The 17,966-nt window shown below is 69.3% G+C and carries 23 protein-coding genes and 1 tRNA gene; 14 read left to right on the top strand and 10 right to left on the bottom strand.

The genetic code is table 11. The features are described from left to right. The first annotated feature begins 123 nt into the window (after positions 1–123). Genes ACQUSM_RS09235 through ACQUSM_RS09215 form a run of 5 tightly spaced genes read left to right on the top strand, consistent with a single transcriptional unit; the run spans position 124 to position 4,931 of the window. Entirely contained in the window at positions 124–1,356 is a 1,233-nt protein-coding gene (locus ACQUSM_RS09235; RefSeq protein WP_435117977.1) for an ABC transporter substrate-binding protein, read from the top strand. Positions 1,357–1,368: 12 nt separating this feature from the next. After that, positions 1,369–2,355: a branched-chain amino acid ABC transporter permease gene (locus tag ACQUSM_RS09230; RefSeq protein WP_435117975.1), complete on the top strand. Its 987-nt coding sequence runs from the start codon at positions 1,369–1,371 to the stop codon at positions 2,353–2,355. Next, positions 2,356–3,462: a branched-chain amino acid ABC transporter permease gene (locus tag ACQUSM_RS09225; protein WP_435117973.1), complete on the top strand. Its 1,107-nt coding sequence runs from the start codon at positions 2,356–2,358 to the stop codon at positions 3,460–3,462. Beyond that, complete coding sequence (locus ACQUSM_RS09220) at positions 3,455–4,228, top strand: ABC transporter ATP-binding protein (protein ID WP_435117971.1); 774 nt, start codon at positions 3,455–3,457, stop codon at positions 4,226–4,228. Before ACQUSM_RS09225 ends, ACQUSM_RS09220 begins: the two co-directional genes overlap by 8 nt. Next, positions 4,221–4,931, top strand: coding sequence for an ABC transporter ATP-binding protein (locus tag ACQUSM_RS09215; RefSeq protein ID WP_435117969.1), 711 nt, complete (start codon positions 4,221–4,223; stop codon positions 4,929–4,931). Before ACQUSM_RS09220 ends, ACQUSM_RS09215 begins: the two co-directional genes overlap by 8 nt. Positions 4,932–5,041: 110 nt before the next feature. Here the strand turns inward: ACQUSM_RS09215 and ACQUSM_RS09210 are convergent. The 4 genes from ACQUSM_RS09210 to ACQUSM_RS09195 form a co-directional block, all read right to left on the bottom strand. Further along, a tRNA-Val gene (locus ACQUSM_RS09210) sits at positions 5,042–5,116 on the bottom strand. 42 nt (positions 5,117–5,158) lie between these two features. Next, positions 5,159–5,422 carry a DUF7553 family protein gene (locus tag ACQUSM_RS09205; protein WP_435117967.1) on the bottom strand — a complete coding sequence of 88 codons (264 nt, stop codon included), beginning with the start codon at positions 5,420–5,422 and terminating at the stop codon, positions 5,159–5,161. Positions 5,423–5,465: 43 nt separating this feature from the next. Continuing rightward, positions 5,466–6,005 (bottom strand): cob(I)yrinic acid a,c-diamide adenosyltransferase, encoded by a 540-nt coding sequence (locus tag ACQUSM_RS09200; protein ID WP_435117965.1) that lies wholly within the window; start codon positions 6,003–6,005, stop codon positions 5,466–5,468. Further along, the gene (locus tag ACQUSM_RS09195; RefSeq protein WP_435117963.1) at positions 6,002–6,241 is read right to left on the bottom strand and encodes a glutaredoxin family protein; all 240 of its coding nucleotides are present in this window, start codon (positions 6,239–6,241) and stop codon (positions 6,002–6,004) included. The genes ACQUSM_RS09200 and ACQUSM_RS09195 overlap by 4 nt, the downstream gene beginning before the upstream one ends. 576 nt (positions 6,242–6,817) lie before the next feature. Between ACQUSM_RS09195 and ACQUSM_RS09190 the strand changes: the two genes are divergently transcribed. Further along, complete coding sequence (locus ACQUSM_RS09190) at positions 6,818–6,985, top strand: hypothetical protein (protein ID WP_435117961.1); 168 nt, start codon at positions 6,818–6,820, stop codon at positions 6,983–6,985. Positions 6,986–7,009: 24 nt separating this feature from the next. Here the strand turns inward: ACQUSM_RS09190 and gcvPB are convergent, their stop codons facing one another. From gcvPB to gcvT, 5 genes are all read right to left on the bottom strand, one after another. After that, positions 7,010–8,461: an aminomethyl-transferring glycine dehydrogenase subunit GcvPB gene (gcvPB, locus tag ACQUSM_RS09185; RefSeq protein ID WP_435117959.1), complete on the bottom strand. Its 1,452-nt coding sequence runs from the start codon at positions 8,459–8,461 to the stop codon at positions 7,010–7,012. Beyond that, complete coding sequence (gene gcvPA / locus ACQUSM_RS09180) at positions 8,458–9,780, bottom strand: aminomethyl-transferring glycine dehydrogenase subunit GcvPA (protein WP_435117957.1); 1,323 nt, start codon at positions 9,778–9,780, stop codon at positions 8,458–8,460. The genes gcvPB and gcvPA overlap by 4 nt, the downstream gene beginning before the upstream one ends. Before the next feature lie 155 nt (positions 9,781–9,935). Next, positions 9,936–10,250, bottom strand: a complete 315-nt coding sequence (locus ACQUSM_RS09175) for a hypothetical protein (RefSeq protein ID WP_435117955.1) — start codon at positions 10,248–10,250, stop codon at positions 9,936–9,938. Positions 10,251–10,326: 76 nt separating this feature from the next. Next, positions 10,327–10,707, bottom strand: a complete 381-nt coding sequence (gcvH, locus tag ACQUSM_RS09170; protein WP_435117953.1) for a glycine cleavage system protein GcvH — start codon at positions 10,705–10,707, stop codon at positions 10,327–10,329. Continuing rightward, complete coding sequence (gene gcvT, locus ACQUSM_RS09165; RefSeq protein WP_435117951.1) at positions 10,704–11,813, bottom strand: glycine cleavage system aminomethyltransferase GcvT; 1,110 nt, start codon at positions 11,811–11,813, stop codon at positions 10,704–10,706. Before gcvT ends, gcvH begins: the two co-directional genes overlap by 4 nt. 89 nt (positions 11,814–11,902) lie before the next feature. On the opposite strand from gcvT, the gene ACQUSM_RS09160 reads away from it, so the two are divergent. From ACQUSM_RS09160 to ACQUSM_RS09135, 6 genes are all read left to right on the top strand, one after another. Then, a complete protein-coding gene (locus ACQUSM_RS09160; RefSeq protein ID WP_435117949.1) occupies positions 11,903–12,190 on the top strand; it encodes a hypothetical protein in 288 nt (95 codons plus the stop codon). Beyond that, the gene (locus tag ACQUSM_RS09155) at positions 12,187–12,576 is read left to right on the top strand and encodes a hypothetical protein (RefSeq protein WP_435117947.1); all 390 of its coding nucleotides are present in this window, start codon (positions 12,187–12,189) and stop codon (positions 12,574–12,576) included. Before ACQUSM_RS09160 ends, ACQUSM_RS09155 begins: the two co-directional genes overlap by 4 nt. Continuing rightward, positions 12,566–13,105, top strand: a complete 540-nt coding sequence (locus ACQUSM_RS09150) for a DUF7504 family protein (RefSeq protein WP_435117945.1) — start codon at positions 12,566–12,568, stop codon at positions 13,103–13,105. The genes ACQUSM_RS09155 and ACQUSM_RS09150 overlap by 11 nt, the downstream gene beginning before the upstream one ends. 77 nt (positions 13,106–13,182) lie before the next feature. After that, complete coding sequence (locus tag ACQUSM_RS09145; RefSeq protein WP_435117943.1) at positions 13,183–13,557, top strand: translation initiation factor IF-5A; 375 nt, start codon at positions 13,183–13,185, stop codon at positions 13,555–13,557. After that, positions 13,557–14,405: an arginase family protein gene (locus tag ACQUSM_RS09140; protein WP_435117941.1), complete on the top strand. Its 849-nt coding sequence runs from the start codon at positions 13,557–13,559 to the stop codon at positions 14,403–14,405. The genes ACQUSM_RS09145 and ACQUSM_RS09140 overlap by 1 nt, the downstream gene beginning before the upstream one ends. A gap of 27 nt (positions 14,406–14,432) precedes the next feature. Then, positions 14,433–15,254 carry an MBL fold metallo-hydrolase gene (locus tag ACQUSM_RS09135; protein WP_435117939.1) on the top strand — a complete coding sequence of 274 codons (822 nt, stop codon included), beginning with the start codon at positions 14,433–14,435 and terminating at the stop codon, positions 15,252–15,254. A 7-nt stretch (positions 15,255–15,261) separates the two neighbouring features. Here ACQUSM_RS09135 and ACQUSM_RS09130 read toward each other — a convergent pair whose 3' ends face one another. Next, positions 15,262–16,215 (bottom strand): DUF5787 family protein, encoded by a 954-nt coding sequence (locus ACQUSM_RS09130; RefSeq protein ID WP_435117937.1) that lies wholly within the window; start codon positions 16,213–16,215, stop codon positions 15,262–15,264. 131 nt (positions 16,216–16,346) lie between these two features. Here ACQUSM_RS09130 and ACQUSM_RS09125 point away from each other — a divergent pair, with 131 nt between their 5' ends. Both ACQUSM_RS09125 and ACQUSM_RS09120 read left to right on the top strand, forming a co-directional pair. Then, positions 16,347–17,582, top strand: a complete 1,236-nt coding sequence (locus ACQUSM_RS09125; protein WP_435117935.1) for a translation initiation factor IF-2 subunit gamma — start codon at positions 16,347–16,349, stop codon at positions 17,580–17,582. Beyond that, positions 17,579–17,965 (top strand): twitching motility protein PilT, encoded by a 387-nt coding sequence (locus ACQUSM_RS09120; RefSeq protein ID WP_435117933.1) that lies wholly within the window; start codon positions 17,579–17,581, stop codon positions 17,963–17,965. The genes ACQUSM_RS09125 and ACQUSM_RS09120 overlap by 4 nt, the downstream gene beginning before the upstream one ends. The last annotated feature ends 1 nt before the right edge of the window (position 17,966 follow it).

The raw sequence follows: 17,966 nt of genomic DNA, 5'->3' as shown, positions 1-17,966 counted from the left end.
GACTGAACCCCGGGACGCGACGCCGCCGCGCGACCCCCGATCGAGACGGCCCGCCGTCTCACACAGCACACTCCCGGAGGGGCAAGGGGTATATGCGAGGCACCCCCACCTAAGCGTGTCAATATGGTAGACGATACCAAACATCTAAGTAGGCGAGACGTGCTCCGCGCGACCGGCGTCGCCGGAATCGCAGCGACGGCGGGCTGTGTCGACCTCGGCGGCGGCGGTGGCGGCCCCTACGAGATCGGGATGGTTGACTCCCAGACCGGCTCGCTGTCCGCGTTCGGGGAGCGCAACCAACGCGGCCGCGATCTCGCGCTGTCGCACGTCAACGACGTCGGCATCGGGGGCAGGGAGCTCTCGATCAGCGTTCAGGACTCCCAGAGTCAGCAGTCCACCGGGGTCAGCGCCGCCCAGCAGCTCGTCAATCAGCAGGGCGTCCCGTTCCTCATCGGCGCGGTCGGGTCGGGCGTCTCGATCGCGATCTACCAGAGCGTGATCGAGGGGACGGACGTGGTTCAGCTCTCCCAGAACTCCACGAGCCCCGCGCTCTCGGATTTCCCGGGCCTGCTCCGGATGTCGCCGACCGGCCGCACGCAGTCCTCCGCGCTCGCGGACCTGATCAGCGAGGACGGCAACGAGTCGGTCGCGCTGACGTACGTGAACAACGACTACGGCTCGGGGATCACGCAGGCGTTCCGGAACGCCTACGACGGGGAGATCCTCTACGACTCCTCCCACGATCAGGGGCAGTCCTCCTACAGCAGCGTCGTCAGTCAGATGGCGAACACGGACGCCGACGCGTGGCTGTTCATCACCTACCAGCCGGAGTTCACGACGATGACGCAGGAGGCGTACAGCAGCGGCGTCGAGGATCAGGCGACGTGGTACGGCGCCGACTCCGTGCAGGGGTCGGACGTGCTCGACAACACCCCCGAGGGGAGCCTCGAGGGGATGAAGGTCGTCCTGCCGTCGGCGCCGGTCGACCAGGAGAACTACCAGTCGTTCGCCTCCGAGTTCGAGGCGGAGTACGACCGTGAGCCCACCGTGTGGGCGGCGTACGCCTACGACTGCGTGGTGACGGCCGCGCTGTCGATCCAGGCCGCCGACGAGTTCACCGGCGCGGCGCTGAACGACGTGGTCCGGGACGTCACCCGCCCCGAGGGCGAACAGGTGACCTCCTTCGAGGCCGCGAGCGAGATCCTCGCCGACGGCGGGAGCGCCAGCGACGTGGACTATCAGGGCGTCAGCGGCCCGATCGACTTCGACGAGAACGGCGACCCCGTGGCGTACCTCCAGATCCTCACGGTGCAGGACCACGAGTACGAGTCGACGGGGTTCATCACGGGCGAGTAACCCGATGCGCCAATGATGGGCAGTCTCTCCGCCGCCGGCGTGCTCGCGTCGGCAGTCGCACAGCAGAGCGGCAGCTACCTCCCACAGCTGTTGAACTACGTCGCGAACGGCGTCGTGTTCTCGGCGATAATCGTGCTCGGGGGGATCGGGCTGTCGCTCGTCTACTCCATCGGGAACTTCGCGAACTTCGCCCACGGCGACACGATGACCGTCGGCGCGTACGCCGGCCTCGTCACGCTGGGCGCCGTCGGCACCGCGGGCCCGACGCTGTTCGCGCTCCCGATGGGGTTCTACGCGGCGCTGTTGGCCGGGATCGCCGTCGCGGCCGTCGTCGCCGTCGCCACGCACTACCTGATCTACGAACCGCTGGACGCGGACTCGATCGGCCTGCTCATCACGAGCATCGGCGTGGCGTTCGTCTACCGGGCGCTCGTCCAGCTCCGGTTCGGGACGGGCACGTACGAGTACGACATCGCCACCCTCCGACCGATCCCGTGGCTCGAAGATCTCACGGGCATCACGCTCACCGAACACGAGGTGGCGATCGTGCTCGTCTCGGCCACGCTCGTCACCGCGCTCCACGTCGTGCTCCAGTACACGACACTCGGGCGGACGATGCGCGCGACCGCCGACAACGAGGAGCTCGCGAAGGTGTCGGGCATCCGCACCGAACGCGTCATCACGTCGATGTGGGTCATCGGCGCCGGCCTCGCGGGCGCCGGCGGCGTGTTCCTCGGGCTGTACAATCAGCTCAGCCCCCGGATGGGGTTCAACCTCCTGCTCGTCGTGTTCGCGGCCGTCATCCTCGGCGGCATCGGTAGCGTCTACGGCGCGATGCTCGGCGGCTTCGTCATCGGGATGGTGAACCGCCTGACGCCGGTGCTGACCGACGTGGGCATCCCCATCGAGCCGGCGTACGCAAACGCCATCGCGTTCGTCATCATGGTGCTCGTGCTGCTCGTGCGCCCGACCGGCATCGCCGGGGAGGAGGTGACGTAGATGGCCGACGAGACACGCTCCGCCTTCGAGGAGAGCGAGGACACGAGACAGGCCCAGATCGAGCGGGCGACCAACGCCGTGCTCGCGGCGGCGGCGCTCGCCCTGCTCGGCGGCACGCTGGTCGGCCTCGTCTCGCCGTCGTACCTCCTCTTCCTGGTGTCGCTGGCCGCGATGTACGGCCTGCTCAGCCTCGGGCTGAACGTCCAGTGGGGGTACGCGGGCCTGATCAACTTCAGCGTCGCCGCGTTCTTCGGCCTCGGCGCGTACGTTCCCGTGTTGCTGTCGGCGACCGGCTCGCCGATCACCGACGCGGTGCCGCCCATCGTGGGGCTGTTCGTCGCGATCGTCGTCACGGTCCTGCTCGCGCTCGCGATCGCGATCCCGACGCTGAGCCTGCGCGAGGACTACCTCGCCATCGCCAGCCTCGGCCTCGCGGAGGTCGTCCGGCTGGTGTTCCGGAACCAGGAGAACTGGACCGGCGGGACCAGCGGCGTCGGCGGCATCCCGCTGTTCTTCGAGGGGGTGCCCGTCTTGGAGACGCTCCCGCGGGACATCGGCACCGTCGACTTGGGGATCTACACGCTCGGCTTCCAGTTCTGGAACGGGCTGCTGAACGCGCTCATCGTCGGGAGCTTCGTGCTCGTCGCCTACCTCGTGTTGCGGCGGGTCCACCGCTCGCCGTGGGGGCGCGTGCTGCGGACGATCCGCAGCGACGAGGACCTCGCGGAGGCGCTCGGGAAGAACACGTACGCGTTCCGGATGCAGGCGTTCGTGCTCGGCAGCGTCGTCGCGATGTTCGCCGGCGTCTACTACGCGTACTCGAACTACTTCCTCACGCCCGGCATCTTCGACCCGATCTACACGTTCTACGCGTGGATCGCGGTGATCCTCGGCGGCAGCGGCTCCAACCGCGGCGCGCTGTTCGGCGGCGTCGTCATCGTCGCCATCATCGAGGGGACGCGCTCCTTCGGTGTCAGCGCGTCGTGGCGGCTGTTCGCCGTCGGCCTGCTGATCATCCTGGTGATGCGGTTCCGGCCACAGGGCGTGTTGCCGCCCCGGGACGAACTCATCTGGCCGGGTGCTCGCAGAGGTGGGACCGATGAGTGAGCCCGTGCTCCGCACCGAGAACCTCCGGAAGTCCTTCGGCGGCCTCACGGCCACCGACGACGTGACGATGGCAGTCGAGCGCGGCACCATCACGGGGATGATCGGGCCGAACGGCGCGGGGAAGTCGACGTTCTTCAACCTCGTGTCGGGGTTCTACGAGCCCGACGGGGGTTCCGTCGTCGTCAACGGCACGGAGACGACGGGGATGGAGCCCCACGAAGTGACCGAGCACGGCCTCGTCCGGACGTTCCAGACCCCCCGGAAGCTGGAGGGGATGACCGTCCGGGAGGCGATGCTCGTGGGGCCGCAGAACCAGCTCGGGGAGTCGTTCATCCCGCTGTTCACCCAGCCCGGCGCGGTCGCCGAAGAGGAGCGCCGGAACCTCGAACGCGCCGAGGAGCTGCTGGAGCGCTTCGAGATCGACCACCTCGCCGGCCAGCCCGCGACCGACATCTCGGGCGGGCAGCTGAAGCTGGTGGAGCTCGCGCGGGCGATGCTCGCGGAGCCGGACCTGCTGCTGCTGGACGAGCCGGTCGCGGGGGTGAACCCGACGCTCGCGAACAAGCTCGCCGACATCATCGAGGAGCTGAACGACGACGGGATCACGTTCCTCATCATCGAGCACGACATGGGGTTCATCATGGATCTCGCGGATCCGATCGTGGTGCTCAACCAGGGTGCCGTCCTGATGGAGGGCAGCCCGGACCAGGTGCGCAGCGACGACCGCGTCGTCGAGGCGTACCTCGGGGGTGGTGGCGATGTCTGATCGCGTCCTCGAGGTCGACTCCGTCGACGCCGGCTACGGCGACGTGCAGGTGCTCGACGACCTCTCGATGCATCTCCAGTCGGAGGAGATCGTCTGCCTCGTCGGCCCGAACGGCGCGGGGAAGTCCACCGTCCTGAAGACGGTGTTCGGGCTGCTGACGCCGTGGGAGGGCTCCGTTCGGTTCCGCGGCGAGGAGATCTCCGGGGCCGAGCCCCCGGATCTCGTCCGGAAGGGGATGGGGTACGTCCCGCAGGTCGACAACGTGTTCGGCTCGATGACGATCGACGAGAACCTCCGCATGGGCGGCGTGTCCCGCGAGAGCGGCCTCGAGGAGACGATGGACGAACTGTACGACCGCTTCGACATCCTCGACGACAAGCGGCGGGCGAAGGCCAGCACGCTCTCGGGCGGCCAGCGGCAGGTGCTGGCGTTCGCTCGCGCGCTGATGACCGAGCCGGACGTCCTGCTCATCGACGAGCCGTCGGCCGGGCTCGCGCCGAACATCGTCCAAGACGTGTTCCAGAACGTCCAGACCGTCAACGAGCTCGGGACGGCGATCCTGATGGTCGAACAGAACGCCGTCGAGGGGCTGGACATCTCCGACCGCGGCTACGTCCTCGATCAGGGGACCGTGCGGTTCGAGGACGACGCCGACGCGCTGCTGGACAACCCCGAGGTCGGGCAGCTCTACCTCGGGGGGTGACGGCGGGGCGGCGAGAGTGTCCCGATTTCGGCCACCCGCCGTGACCGTTCGCCGACGACAGGCTGTCGAAGAGACGCGACGCTCGTCGATCGACGATCGAGCCGAGAAAGTGGGTCGGCCAAGATTTGAACTTGGGGCCTGCTCCGTGTGAAGGAGCCGTCATAACCGGACTAGACCACCGACCCTTCACCACGAACAACGCCGAGGGCGGACTTAAGCGTACTGTCTCACTCCTCGCGCTGCTCGCGGTAGGCGGTCACGCGCTCCCGGGCGTTTTCGACTGCTTCGCGGGCCTCGCCGGAGGCGCGCCCCTCGAGCTCCTTCAGGTCGGCCTGGAGCTTCTCCAGCCGGCCGGGCTCGGGCGCTTCTTCCGTCCCCGTCAGTTCTCGAACGCGCTCCTCCAGCGACTCCAACTCCTCCACGATACCCGCTTTCGCGTGGTCGACCGCACGACCCATGTAGTAGCGCGCGTCTTGGAAGTGGTCGGCCATATCTAGTGTTGTGCGACCGAGGTCGAAAAGCCTTGAGGCCGACTCAGTACGTCGGCGATTCCTCGGGCACCCCGTCGCGCTGGTTCACGAGCCGTGCGGCGGTGAACAGGTAGTCCGAGAGGCGGTTGAGATAGGTGATCGCCTCGGCGTTGACCTCTTCGTCGTCCTGCTCCGCGAGCGCGACCGCGCGTCGCTCGGCGCGACGGGTGACCGCGCGGGCCTGGTGGAGGCGCGCGCCGGCGTCGCCGCCGCCGGGGAGGATGAACGAGGTGAGCGGCTCCAGTTCCTCGTCGGCCTCGTCGATCCAGTCCTCCAGCTGCTCGACGTCCTCGGGGCCGATCTGGGGATCGTCCTCGCCCGTGTCGGGATTGGCGAACTCCGCCTGCACGACGTGGAGGCAGTTCTGGACCCCCTTGAGCTGCTCGTCCACGTCGTCGTACTCCGTCGGGCGCACGCGGCCGACGAGCGCGTTGGCCTCGTCGACGGTGCCGTAGGCTTCGATGCGGTGGCTGGTCTTCGAGACGCGTTCGGCGTTGCCGAGGTCGGTCTGCCCCTCGTCGCCGCGGCCGGTGTAGACGGTCACGCGAGGGTCTTCTCCACGTACTCGACGATGTTCGCGCTCTCGGCCATGGTGACGCCGTGGTCCTCGTCGACGAGGACGGGCACCGCGCGCTGATTGCTCACGCGGGCGACCTCGTCGCGCTCGGAGTGGAGCGCGTCGACCCAGACCGTGTCGTACTCGACGCCGGCGTCTTCGAGGGCGTCGTGGGCTTTCTCACACCACGGGCAGCCGTCCAGTGCGTACAGCGTGACGGACATGGACGGTGGTTGGGCTGGGTGGGGGAAGTAGCTTGTTACGACGGTGTTCGGTTTTCCGTGATCGACGTCGAAGTGGGGGCGATGACTCTGAACGCGACCGAGATTTCGGTGTTTCGACCGCGAACAGCGACAGCATCTCGGAGTCTGACTACTTGCGACCGCACCGCCTGGCACAGCCCTCGAACCTCCCCAGCCGATTCGCTCGTTCGCTTCGCTCACTCGCTCATCCCTCGCGCTCGGCTCGCGCACGGAGGCGCGAGCGCTTCGCGCCGACAGCGACCGCGGTGCGGTCGCGGTGGACGCCTCGCGATCGGCGATCGCCGCCGATCGCGGGGGGAGGGGTGGGGACTCGGGGCTGTGCCGAACCTCGTGTTCGGCGCACTGCGGTCACAAGTGGTCTACGAACGAGCTGCTGTCGCTGTCGCGGTCGCTGTTCCATGTGCCAACGAGCGAGATACCGTTGCTGTCGCGGTCGCAGTCACGTACTCACCCCTCGAACCGACCAATCCGACCGTACTCACGGCGTCGATGGAAGAAACGACATCTTCAACACGCCCACGACCGAACTCCACAGCCATGAGCCTCGAAGCCGAACACGAGTGCCCGGAGTGCGGGGGAACACGGACGTTCTGGAAGACCGCGTCGATGAACCTCCACCTCGGGAAGAAGACGAAGTGGCAGTGTGAGGACTGCAACTACGGCTTCATCGAGATCAACGGGATCAGCACCCAGCAGCCCGCATAACGCGGACCGCGGTTTCTCGATTCGCTACTCCTCGTCCAGCGCCTGCCACGAGAGCCGCGGGTTCCGCGCGGCGCTCGTCTGGTCGATCCGCGTCGCGGTCGTCCGGCTCGGCGCGTCGTGGCGCTCCTCGTCGGTCGACCCCAGCGCGGCGTCGAACGCCGCCGCGAGATCGTCCAGCGACTGCTTGCTCTCGATCTCCGTCGGCTCGGTCAGCATCGCCTCCGGCACCATCTCCGGCCAGTTCGTCGTCGGCGGGTGGACGCCGAAGTCGAGCATCCGTTTGGCCACGTCGGCGGCCTCGGCGTCGCCCGCCGTCGCCGCGAACTCGTGGTGGAACGGCTCGTACGGCACCTCGAGATCGATCTGCTCGGCGAGGTAGTTCGCGTTCAGCACCGACTTCGCGCTCGCGTCGCGCAGCCCCGCGTCACCCAACCGGGCGATGTAGGCGTACGCCTTCACGAGCACGAGCCAGTTCCCCTGGAACCCGTGGACGCGCTCGATCGCTTCGTCGGTCTCGACCAGCTCGTAGCCCGAGTCGGTCTCCGCGACGCGGGGGTTCGGGAGGTACGGCTCCAACTCCTCGGTGACGCCGACCGGGCCGGCACCCGGCCCGCCGCCGCCGTGGGGCGTCGCGAACGTCTTGTGGACGTTGTAGTGCATGATGTCGAACCCCATGTCCCCGGGCCGCGCGCGGCCGAGCAGGGCGTTGAGGTTCGCGCCGTCGTAGTACAGCAGGCCGCCGGCGTCGTGGACCACGTCCGCGATCTCCTCGATGTCGCGCTCGAACAGCCCCACCGTGTTGGGGTTGGTGAGCATCAGCGCCGCCGTGTCCTCCGAGACTGCGGCCTCCAACGCCTCCATGTCGACGCGACCGTCGTCCCCGGAGGGGAGTTCGACCACGTCGTAGCCCGCAAGCGCCGCCGTCGCGAAGTTCGTCCCGTGGGCGGAACTCGGGATCAGCACCTCGCTGCGGTCCTCGCCGTTGGCGCGGTGGTACGCCCGGGCGATGGCGATCCCGGTGAACTCGCCTGCCGCGCCGGCGGGCGGCTGGAGGGTCACGGCGTCCATTCCGCCGATGCGGGCGAGGTAGTCCTGCAGCCCCGCGAGCAGGCCGAGCGTCCCTTGGATCGACGAGTCCGATCGATCGGGGTGCACCGCCGCGTTCGGGTCGGCGGCCACGTCCTCGGTCACTGGGGGGTTGTACTTCATCGTACACGAGCCCAGCGGGTAGGGGCCGGACTCGATGCTCCAGTTCATCTGGGAGAGCCGGGTGTAGTGTCGCGCGACCTCGGGCTCCTCGGGGTTGGGCAGCGTGAGTTCGTCCCGCGTTAGATCGTCCGGCAGCGCGTCGCCGGGTTCGACGGTGTCGCTGCGCTTCTCGCTCAGCAGCGGCTCGTTCTCCTCGTCGCTCACCGCATACGTGGCTTGGTCGTACGTTCGCCCGGGCTCGCGTCCGTCCGGTCCGTTGCCGCTCATGCCGCCACCTCCTCGAACGCCGCGACGAGATCGTCCGCCGCGTGGGCGTTCGCGTCGGTGATACACACCTGCAGGCGGTGGTCGCCGACCACGTGGACCGCGAACCCCTCCTCTTCGAGATCGTTCGCGACCGCCTGTGCGGGCTGATCGGTTCCCACGACGAACTCACGGAAGTGGTGGCGGTCGTCGACCGGTGCGCGTAGGCCGGTGATCTCGTCGATGTCCGCCGCGAGATCGCGGGCGAGCGTCACGCAGTCCTCCGCGAGGTCGACGAGCCCGTCGGCGCCCAGATACGCGGCGTGCATCGCCGCCCGGAGCGCGACCCACGCCTGATTGGTGCAGATGTTCGAGGTGGCGCGCTGTTTCCGGATGTGTTGTTCGCGGGTCTGGAGCGTGAGGGTGTACGCCCGCGTCCCGTCGGCGTCCTCGCTGGCGCCGACGAGCCGGCCGGGCACCTGTCGGAGGAACTCCTCCTTGCAGGCGAACAGCCCGAGTCCCATGCCGTAGGCGGCGGGCAGGCCGAGCACGCCGGCCTCGCCGACGACCACGTCGGCGCCGACGCTCGCCGGCTCCTCGAGGATCGACAGCGCCACCGGATCCGAGCCGAGACAGAAGACGGCCCCCGCCTCGTCGGCGATCTCGCCGATCGTCGCGAGGCTGGGCTCGATGCAGCCCCGGACGGTCGGCGTCTCGGCGTAGACGAACAGCGTCTCGTCGCCGGCCACGTCGGCCAGCGCGTCCACGTCGGCGGTCCCGTTCTCGATCGGGTAGCTCTCGATCCGCAGCTCCGCGCCGTCGACGTAGTTCGCGAGCACCGAACGCTTCCCCTCCCGGAGCGTCTCGGGCACGAGTACGACCTCGCCGTCGGCGCTGCGCACGCGGTCCGCGAGCAGCGCGGCCTCGCCCAGCGCGGTCGCAGCGTCGTACATCGAACAGTTCGCGATCCCCAGCCCCGTCAGCTCCACGAGCATCGACTGGTACTCGAACAGCGCCTGCAGGAACCCCTGCGTGATCTCGGGCTGGTACTGCGTGTAGGAGGTGAGGAACTCCGAGCGCTGCGAGAGGCTGTCGACCACGCTCGGCACGTAGTGTTCGTAGTGGCCGCGCCCGAGGAACTCGGTCAGGTCGTCGTTGCGATCGAGCAGCCCCGAGAGCTCCCGCCGGAGCGCCTGCTCGCTCCGGGGTTCGATGCCGAACTCGCCGTCGAACGCGACGGGGTCGGGGATGTCGAACAGGGCGGCCTCGTCGTCGACGCCGACGGCGTCGAGCATCGCCGCCGTCTCGGCATCCGTGTGGGGGGCGTACGGGCTTCCGCTCATCGTCCCCCTCCGTGGTGAGATGGGTTCCGGCCGTGGTCCGAACTGCCGTTGCTCATGGTCGAAACCGTGGTCCCTCGGGGACAAAGACGTGCCGACTCCGGCCAGTCAGGCGGGGTGGCTGTACAGGGTCGTGGGGCGACCGCCGGCCCGCGGGGTCAGCTACTGCTGCTCCCGGCCTCGAAGCTCGCGAAGTTCACGACGACGAACAGCGCCAACAGCGCGACGCCGCCGACGCCGAAGACGAGCGCAGTGGTGCGCTGCTGTGTGGGCGTGAGGTCGAACCGCTCGGCCGCCCACGGCGTCGCGACGACACCCGAGAGCAGCAGGCACAGTCCTGAGAGCCCGAGCCACGCGCCGGCCAACGGCGACGCACCGAACACGAGCGCGCCGTAGCCGAGCAGCGCGACGCCGAGGGCGGCGACGACGACGGGGAGGAAGCCGACCGACTGCTGGGAGGATCTACTGCTCACGACTGTCCTATGGCTCGCTCCGGGGATAGCTATTGCGGGCGTGGCGCCCGGAGAAAAGCGGCCCCTGCCGGCCGAATCAGGCGATCTGCTCGCGGTACTCCTCGGCGTCCATCAGCTCCTCGAACTCCGACTCGTCGCTGGGCTCGACCTCCAGCAGCCAGCCGTCGCCGTAGGGGTCCTCGTTGACCAGTTCGGGCTGATCACGCAGCGCCTCGTTCACGGCGACGACCTCGCCGGAGATCGGCGCGTAGAGGTCCGACACCGCCTTGATCGACTCGACGACGCCGAACGCCTCGTCGTGGGAGATCTCGTCGCCCTCGTCGGGCAGTTCCACGAACACCACGTCGCCGAGCTCGTCCTGCGCGAAGTCGGAGATGCCGATTCGGGTGGGCTCGTCGGTGGTGACCCACTCGTGCGATGCGAGGTAGTGCCGGTCGTCGGGTACGTCGAAGCTCATTGGTCGATGAAGGGGGGTGTGGTGACTGTCGCTCGCTTCTCCTCGCCGCGGATCACGACGTGGAGTTCGGTGCCGTCCTCGGCCAGCTCCGTCGGCAGGTAGCCCAGCGCGATCGCCTCGCCGAGCGTCGGGCTCATCGTCCCGCTGGTGACCTCGCCGACACGCTCGCCGTCGTGGGTGATCTCGTAGCCGTGGCGGGCGACGCCGCGCTCCTGCAGCGTGAGCCCGGTGAACGTCTCGTCGATCCCCGCCTCGTTCTGGGCCGCCAGCGCGTCCCGGCCGACGAACTCGGTGTCGAGGTCGACGGTGAAGCCGATCCCGGCCTCGTAGGGGGTCCGGGGGTTCTCCTCGGGATCGAAGTCCTGCCCCGAGAGCAGCAGCCCGGCCTCCATCCGGAGGGTGTCACGGGCACCGAGCCCGCAGGGCTGGGAGTCGAACGCGCTCCAGACCGCCTCGGCGTCGTCGGTCGAACAGAGGATCTCCACGCCGTCCTCGCCCGTGTAGCCCGTGCGGGCCACCAGACAGTCGACGCCGGCGACGGTCGCCTCGGTCGCCGTGAACCGCGAGAGGTCGGCGATCTCGTCGCTCTCCGCGGCCAGCGGCGCGCCGATCGCGTCGACGGCCTCGCTCGCGAGTCCGACCGCGTCCGGCCCCTGCACCGCGAACATCGCCCAGTCCGCGGTCTCGTTGGTGACCGCCGCGTCGAGGTCGTGCTCGTCGCGGTAGTCGACCCAGCGTGCCTCGGCCTCCTCGTCGTGGCCCGCGTTGGGGACGAACAGGAACGCCCCGCCGGGGAGCTTGTAGATCATCGTGTCGTCCTGGATGATCCCGTCCTCGTCGGTGATGCAGGTGTACTGGGCGTCGCCCGCGTCCATGGCGGACACGTCGTTGGTCGTGAGCCGTTGCATCAGGGTCTCGGCGTCGGGCCCTTCGACGCGGATCTCCCCCATGTGGGAGACGTCGAAGATCCCGGCGGCCTCCCGGACGGCGGCGTGTTCGGCCCGGATGGAGTCGAACTCCACGGGCATCTCCCAGCCGCCGAAGTCGGTGAACCCCGCCCCGCGGTCCTCGTGGACCCCGTACAGCGGTGGTCGCCGTGTGGCCATAGAGGCAGTGCCGGTGGCGGGAAGTAATGTCTTGCCATCCGCCCCCTGCGGTCCCAAAGGCTAACTGCGATAGGGTCAAGCAACATCGTGTGCCAGCGCTCGTCGAACTGTTCCGGCTCGGGCAGGTCGTCGTGCTGTCGACGACGCTGCCGTTGGCGGTCGTCGCCGCCCGCGGCTTCCGCGGGACGCCGTTCGGGCGGGTGGTCCGCCCGCTCGTCCCGATCACCGGCGCGTACCTCGCGATCGCCGCGACCAAGGTCGTGGCTCCCGCGGCGGCGGCCACCGCCAGCCGCGTCTTCGGTACGCTCGCCGTCGTCCTGATGGCGTGGACCGCCGTACAAGCGATCCTGCTCCTGAGCGGACGGAGGGCGCTATGAACCACGTCCTGTTCACGGTCCAGACCGCGGTGTTGGTCACGATCTCGCTGGCGATCCTCTACCCGGTGGTGGCCTACTCCCGATCGGTGCTGCACACCGAAGCGATCGTGTCGCTCGCGGCGTCGATGCTCGTGTTCACCGCCGGCTCGCTGGTCGAACAGGCGCTCGGATACCCGGTCGCCGCCGAGGGGATCTACCTCCTCTCGGGGGTGGTGCTCGCCCTTGCCGTCTGGCTGTTCGCACGGGAGTTTGTCCGTCCCGGGGAGACTGCCTTCGAGGAGGGCGACGACACCACGTCGGGAGGGTCCGCCGGGTTCGGTGACGCCGTCCCCGACGCGGCCGAGGGCGGGTTCGCGAGCGCTCCGGAGGACGACGATGGCGAGTAGCGAGTACAGCCGCGCCGACCCGGAGCTCGATCTCACCCCCGGGGAGGCGGCGTTGGTCCGGCTCTCGGGCCGGGCGTCGGCGGTCGAGCAGCTCCCCCGGGAGGCCTACGAGAACCTCCTCGTCGTCACCGTCGACGCCCCGGAACGGGTCGAGGCGGCGGTCAGGAACGGCGGCGGCAACCCCGAGAACGTCGGGATCGTCCCGGTGTCGGCGTCGCCGGTGCGCTACGACGGTCCCTGCTGGACCGCCGACCGGGTGTCGCCGTCGGACCTGACGGGGATCAGCATCCAGTTCTCCCGCGGTGAGCGCTACCTCCGCGAGGGGTCGGGCTGGGTCGTCGTCGACGGGCTGGGGACGCTGCTGATGTACACCGACGAGGGGAAGCTCTACCGGCTGCTCTCCCACCTGATCACCCGTGCCCGGGAGCGACAGCTCCGGCACGTCACCGGCGTCGGCTCGGGCGTGCTCTCGCCGGAGACACTCGCGCGCTTCCGGGGGGTCCACGACCGCTCGATCGACTTCGAGTGATCCGCGGAACCGCGGCGACGGCGGGGCTCCCGGCCCGTTCCAAGAGGTTTATACCGTTCACCCGGGAACCCGCAGGCATGGCGAAAGAGCAGAAGCAGGTGCGCGAACTGCAGGAGGGGAGCTACGTGATGATGGACGAGGCCCCCTGCGAGATCAACCACTACAGCACCGCCAAGCCCGGCAAACACGGCAGCGCCAAGGCCCGGATCGAGGGCGAGGGCGTGTTCGACGGGAAGAAGCGGAGCCTCTCCCAGCCCGTCGACGCCAAGGTCTGGGTCCCGATCGTCGAGCGCAAGGGCGGGCAGGTCGTCTCCGTCGAGGGCAACGACGCCCAGATCATGGACCTCGACACGTACGAGACGTTCACGATGCGCGTCCCCGAGGACGAGGAGCTCACTCCGGACGACGAGATCGAGTACCTCGAGTACGAGGGCCAGCGGAAGATCGTGTGATGGGGTTCCCCGGCGCCGTCGCCGAGCGCGAGCACGCCGACTACGCGATCGTCGGCGCACCGCTCGATGTCTCGACGACGTTCCAGCCGGGAGCCCGGTTCGGCCCGGAACGGATCCGGCGGTTCGGCCAGTCCTACGACGACTACGACCGCCGCACCGACCAGCAGTTCTCCGAGTTGGGGGTCCACGACGCCGGCGACGTGCGGGCGTGGGACGACGCCCCCGAGTACCTCGAGTTCCTCGGCGGCAGCCTCGCCGATCTCGTTCGCGACGACGTGACCCCCCTCACGCTCGGCGGCGAGCACACGGTCACCGCCGCGGGCGTCCGCGCGACCGACCCCGACGTGCTGGTCGTGCTCGACGCCCACCTCGACCTCCGGGAGGCGTACGACGGGAACCCGTGGAGCCACGCCGCGGTCACGCGGCGCGCGCTCGACGGCGACCCCGCGGACGAACCGCTCTCGACGATCGACGGCACCGCCGACCGTGCGGTGGTTCTCGGCGCTCGAACGGGCTCGGAAGCCGAGTGGGAACGCGCCGAGCGCGACGACGTGACGGTCGTTCCCCCTGAGGACGTGGCCGACTGGGAACCGGAGTTCGGCGACGAGTCGGTCTACCTCTCGGTGGACATCGACGGCGCCGATCCGTCGGTCGCACCCGGAACCGGGACGATGGAGCCGTTCGGGCTCTCGGCACGCGAGATGCGCGACGTGGTCCGTGCCGTCGCCCCGACCGCCGTGGGCTTCGACGCCGTCGAGGTGAACGACCGCGACGACGGGCAGGCCGCGGCGCTGGCGGCCAAACTGTGTAAGGAGTTCGTGTTCGCGAACGCCGACCCGGACCACTAAGTCCACGGCCGCCCGCTCCCGAACTGAATGCGCGTCACCCTCCTCGGCACCGGCGACACCACCGGCACCCCGACGGTCGGCTGTGACTGTGCGACCTGCGAGCGGGCTCGCGAGCGCGGGATCGAGCGCTCGCGGTTCTCGGTCCACGTCGAGAACGAGCGCACCGGCGAGTGTCTGCTGATCGACGCCTCTCCCGACTTCCGCTCGCAGTTCCTCGAAACGGGCGCCGCCCTCCCCGACGCCGCCGTGATCACCCACATCCACTTCGACCATCTCGACGGGCTGGGGAACGTCTACCGCCTGACCGACGACCTCCCGGTCCACGCCGCCAGCGAGGTCGACCCGTTCACCGACGAGAGCGTCGCCGACTCGATCCGGGAGCGCTACGACTACCTCGATGTGGTCGAGATTCACGGACAGGAGCCCCTGACGACGTTCTCGGCCTGCGGCTTCGAGCTGACGCTCGTCCCGGTCGAACACCCGCCGATGGCGTGCTACGGGCTGGCCGTCGAGGAGCCCGAGACGGGGGCGAAGCTCTCGCTGTCGGGCGACACGAGCTACGACATCCCCGAGGCGTCCCGCGACGCGCTCCGCGATCCGGACCTGTTGCTGGCCGACGCGATCGTCCCGGCATCGCTGGCCCCCAAACACCCCATGGGCGGCTCGGACTTCGTGGACGACGTACCGATGACGTTCGGCACGAAGCACATGACCCGCGAGGGGGCGATCCGGCTGGGTGAGGATCTCGACGCCGACGAGACGCGGCTGGTCCACCTCGCCCACTACTACCCGCCCGAGGAGGCGTTCGAGGAGCCGTTGGCCGTCGACGGCGAGGTGTACGAGCTCTGAACGACCGCTAGAACTGATCCAGTCCCGTCTGCCTGCGAGCGACGCCGGCGGGGTCGCGGACCCACTGGCTCCGCTCGTCGCGGACCGCGTCCGGATCCACGCCGGGCGCTTCCCCGGACTCGTACCCCGGACAGTCGCTCCCGCAGTCCATCGACGGCGCGACCGGGCGATCGTGGAACGCACAGTACGGAACGCCGGCGTCCGTCGTCGAACACCGCGTACAGCCGGGGAACGCGTCGGGCCGCCACCCCTTCCCCCACGCGCGTTCGGCGATCCGGCGGCGCTGGCGGGCTTTCGCGTCGGCGCTCACCAGACGTATGTCGGTCCGGAGCGCCTCCTCGGCGCGGAGTTCGATCCCCGGCTCGTCGACGGGAAGCGGCGACGCTTCCCGGACCGTCTCACGCTCGCCCGTCTCGGGGTCGAACCGCCAGACGCCCACGGAGTCAGGAATACGGTTCAGGTGGGCGCCGGTGACGTAGCTCTCTGTCGCGAGCCACACCTCGTCGAACAGCGCGAGTTCGACGTCGAAGCGGAGTTGGAAGTCCAGATCGCCCGGCCGGCCGAGGTCGGGCTTGTTCTCGACCCCGACGAGTCGGTCGATCCAGTCGGGGTAGCGCGTCGTCTGCCGGACGTACGTGCGGCCGCCGCGGCGCTCGCGCTCGAAGAACCCGAGTTCGGCGGCGTGTTCGGCGACCGCCTCGGCGCGCTCCGTGCTGCAGTCGAGCGCGTCGGTGACGGCCACCGCCTCCCCGGCGCCGACGGCGCCCTCGATCGCCAGCGGCGGGATCGTCTCGCTGGTGATGGCGGCACGGTCCGTCACCGCGTCGGTGGGGACGACGCCGACGGTGTCCATCACACGGGCGCCGGGGTTCTCGACGGCGGCGCCCAGCTGGCGAGCGACGACCCAGTCGGTCGCGGCTTCGAGGTGGGCCGACAGCGCGAGTTCGAACGCGACCTCCACAGTCGGTGGTGGGTGACCGGCGGACAAAAGCGCGTCTCTCTCGCCGACGCGGCCGTCGCGAGGAGGGGAGAACAGCACCTTTATCAGTCGCTCGGGGCGAATTTAGCATAGAATTCCTCTCAGGAGGTCACATGGTGACGGAGAACTCAACACAACCGGAGGTGAACATCGGACTGGTCGGCCACGTCGACCACGGGAAGACGACGCTCGTGCAGGCGCTGAGTGGTTCGTGGACCGACAAGCACAGCGAGGAGATGAAACGCGGGATCTCCATCAGACTGGGGTACGCCGACGCGACGCTGCGTCGGTGTCCCGAGGAGGAGGAGCCCGAGTGCTACACGGTCGAGGAGCACTGCGAGGAGCACGACGTGGACACCGAGATCGTCCGCGACGTGTCGTTCGTCGACGCCCCGGGGCACGAGACCCTGATGGCGACGATGCTCGCCGGCGCGGCGATCATGGACGGCGCGGTGCTCGTCGTGAGCGCCACCGAGGACGTGCCCCAGGCCCAGACCGAGGAGCACCTCATGGCGCTGGACATCATCGGCATCGAGAACGTCGTCATCGCCCAGAACAAGGTCGATCTGGTCGACGGCGAGCGGGCCCGAGAGAACTACCGCCAGATCCAGGAGTTCGTCGAGGGGACCGTCGCCGAGGACGCGCCGGTCGTCCCGATCAGCGCCCAGCAGGAGGTCAACATCGACCTGCTGATCGACGCGATCGAGCGCGAGATCCCGACGCCCGAGCGCGACCCGACCGCCGACTCCCGGATGTACGTCGCACGCAGCTTCGACATCAACAAGCCGGGGACGACCGCGGACTCGCTGCTCGGCGGCGTCGTCGGCGGCTCGCTCGCGCAGGGGACCCTGAGCGAGGACGACGAGATCGAGCTCCGCCCCGGCCGCGAGGTCGAAGAGGGCGGCGAGAGCGAGTGGCGGCCCATGACGACCACCGTGCGCTCGATCCAGGCCGGCGGCAACCCCGTCGAGGAGGCGACGCCGGGCGGGCTGCTCGGCGTCGGTACCGGGCTGGACCCCTCCTACACGAAAGGCGACGCGCTCGCGGGGCAGGTCGCCGGCGAACCCGGCACGCTCCCCCCGACCGTCGAGGGGTTCGAGATGGACGTGGAGCTGCTCGACCGCGTCGTCGGAGAGGGCGACGAGGTCGAGGAGATCTCGACGGGCGAGCCGCTGATGCTCACCGTCGGCACCGCCACCACCGTGGGCGCCGTCACCAGCGCCCGCGGCGGCGAGTGTGAGGTGTCGCTCAAACGGCCCGTCTGTGCGGAAGCCGGGGCGAAGATCGCGATCAACCGCCGCGTGGGCGCGCGCTGGCGGCTCATCGGCATCGGCACCCTGAAGGAATGAGCACGACGGCGGTGCTGGACACCAACGCCCTGATGATGCCGGTCGAACTCGACGTGCGCGTGTTCGACGAACTCGACCGGCTGCTCGGAGCGTACGAGGCTGTCACCCCCCGAGCGGTCGTCGCGGAGCTGGAGAAACTCCGCGACGGCAACGGGGCGGAAGGCACCGCCGCCGCGGTCGGCCGTGATCTGGCCGAGCGCTGTCGGATCGTGGAGACGGAGGAACCGTACGCGGACGACGCCGTCGTCGCGGCCGCGAAAGCGGCCGACGGCGACGTGTACGCGGTGACCAACGACCGCCCGCTTCGCGACCGCCTGCTCGACGCGGGCGTTGACGTAATCGGTTTAAGGGGGCGGAACACACTGGAGATAACTGAAACCTAGC

The sequence above is a fragment of the Halolamina sp. C58 genome (assembly GCF_051195095.1).
Classification (GTDB): Archaea; Halobacteriota; Halobacteria; order Halobacteriales; family Haloferacaceae; genus Halolamina.
This window is presented reverse-complemented; position numbering and strand designations above follow the sequence as displayed.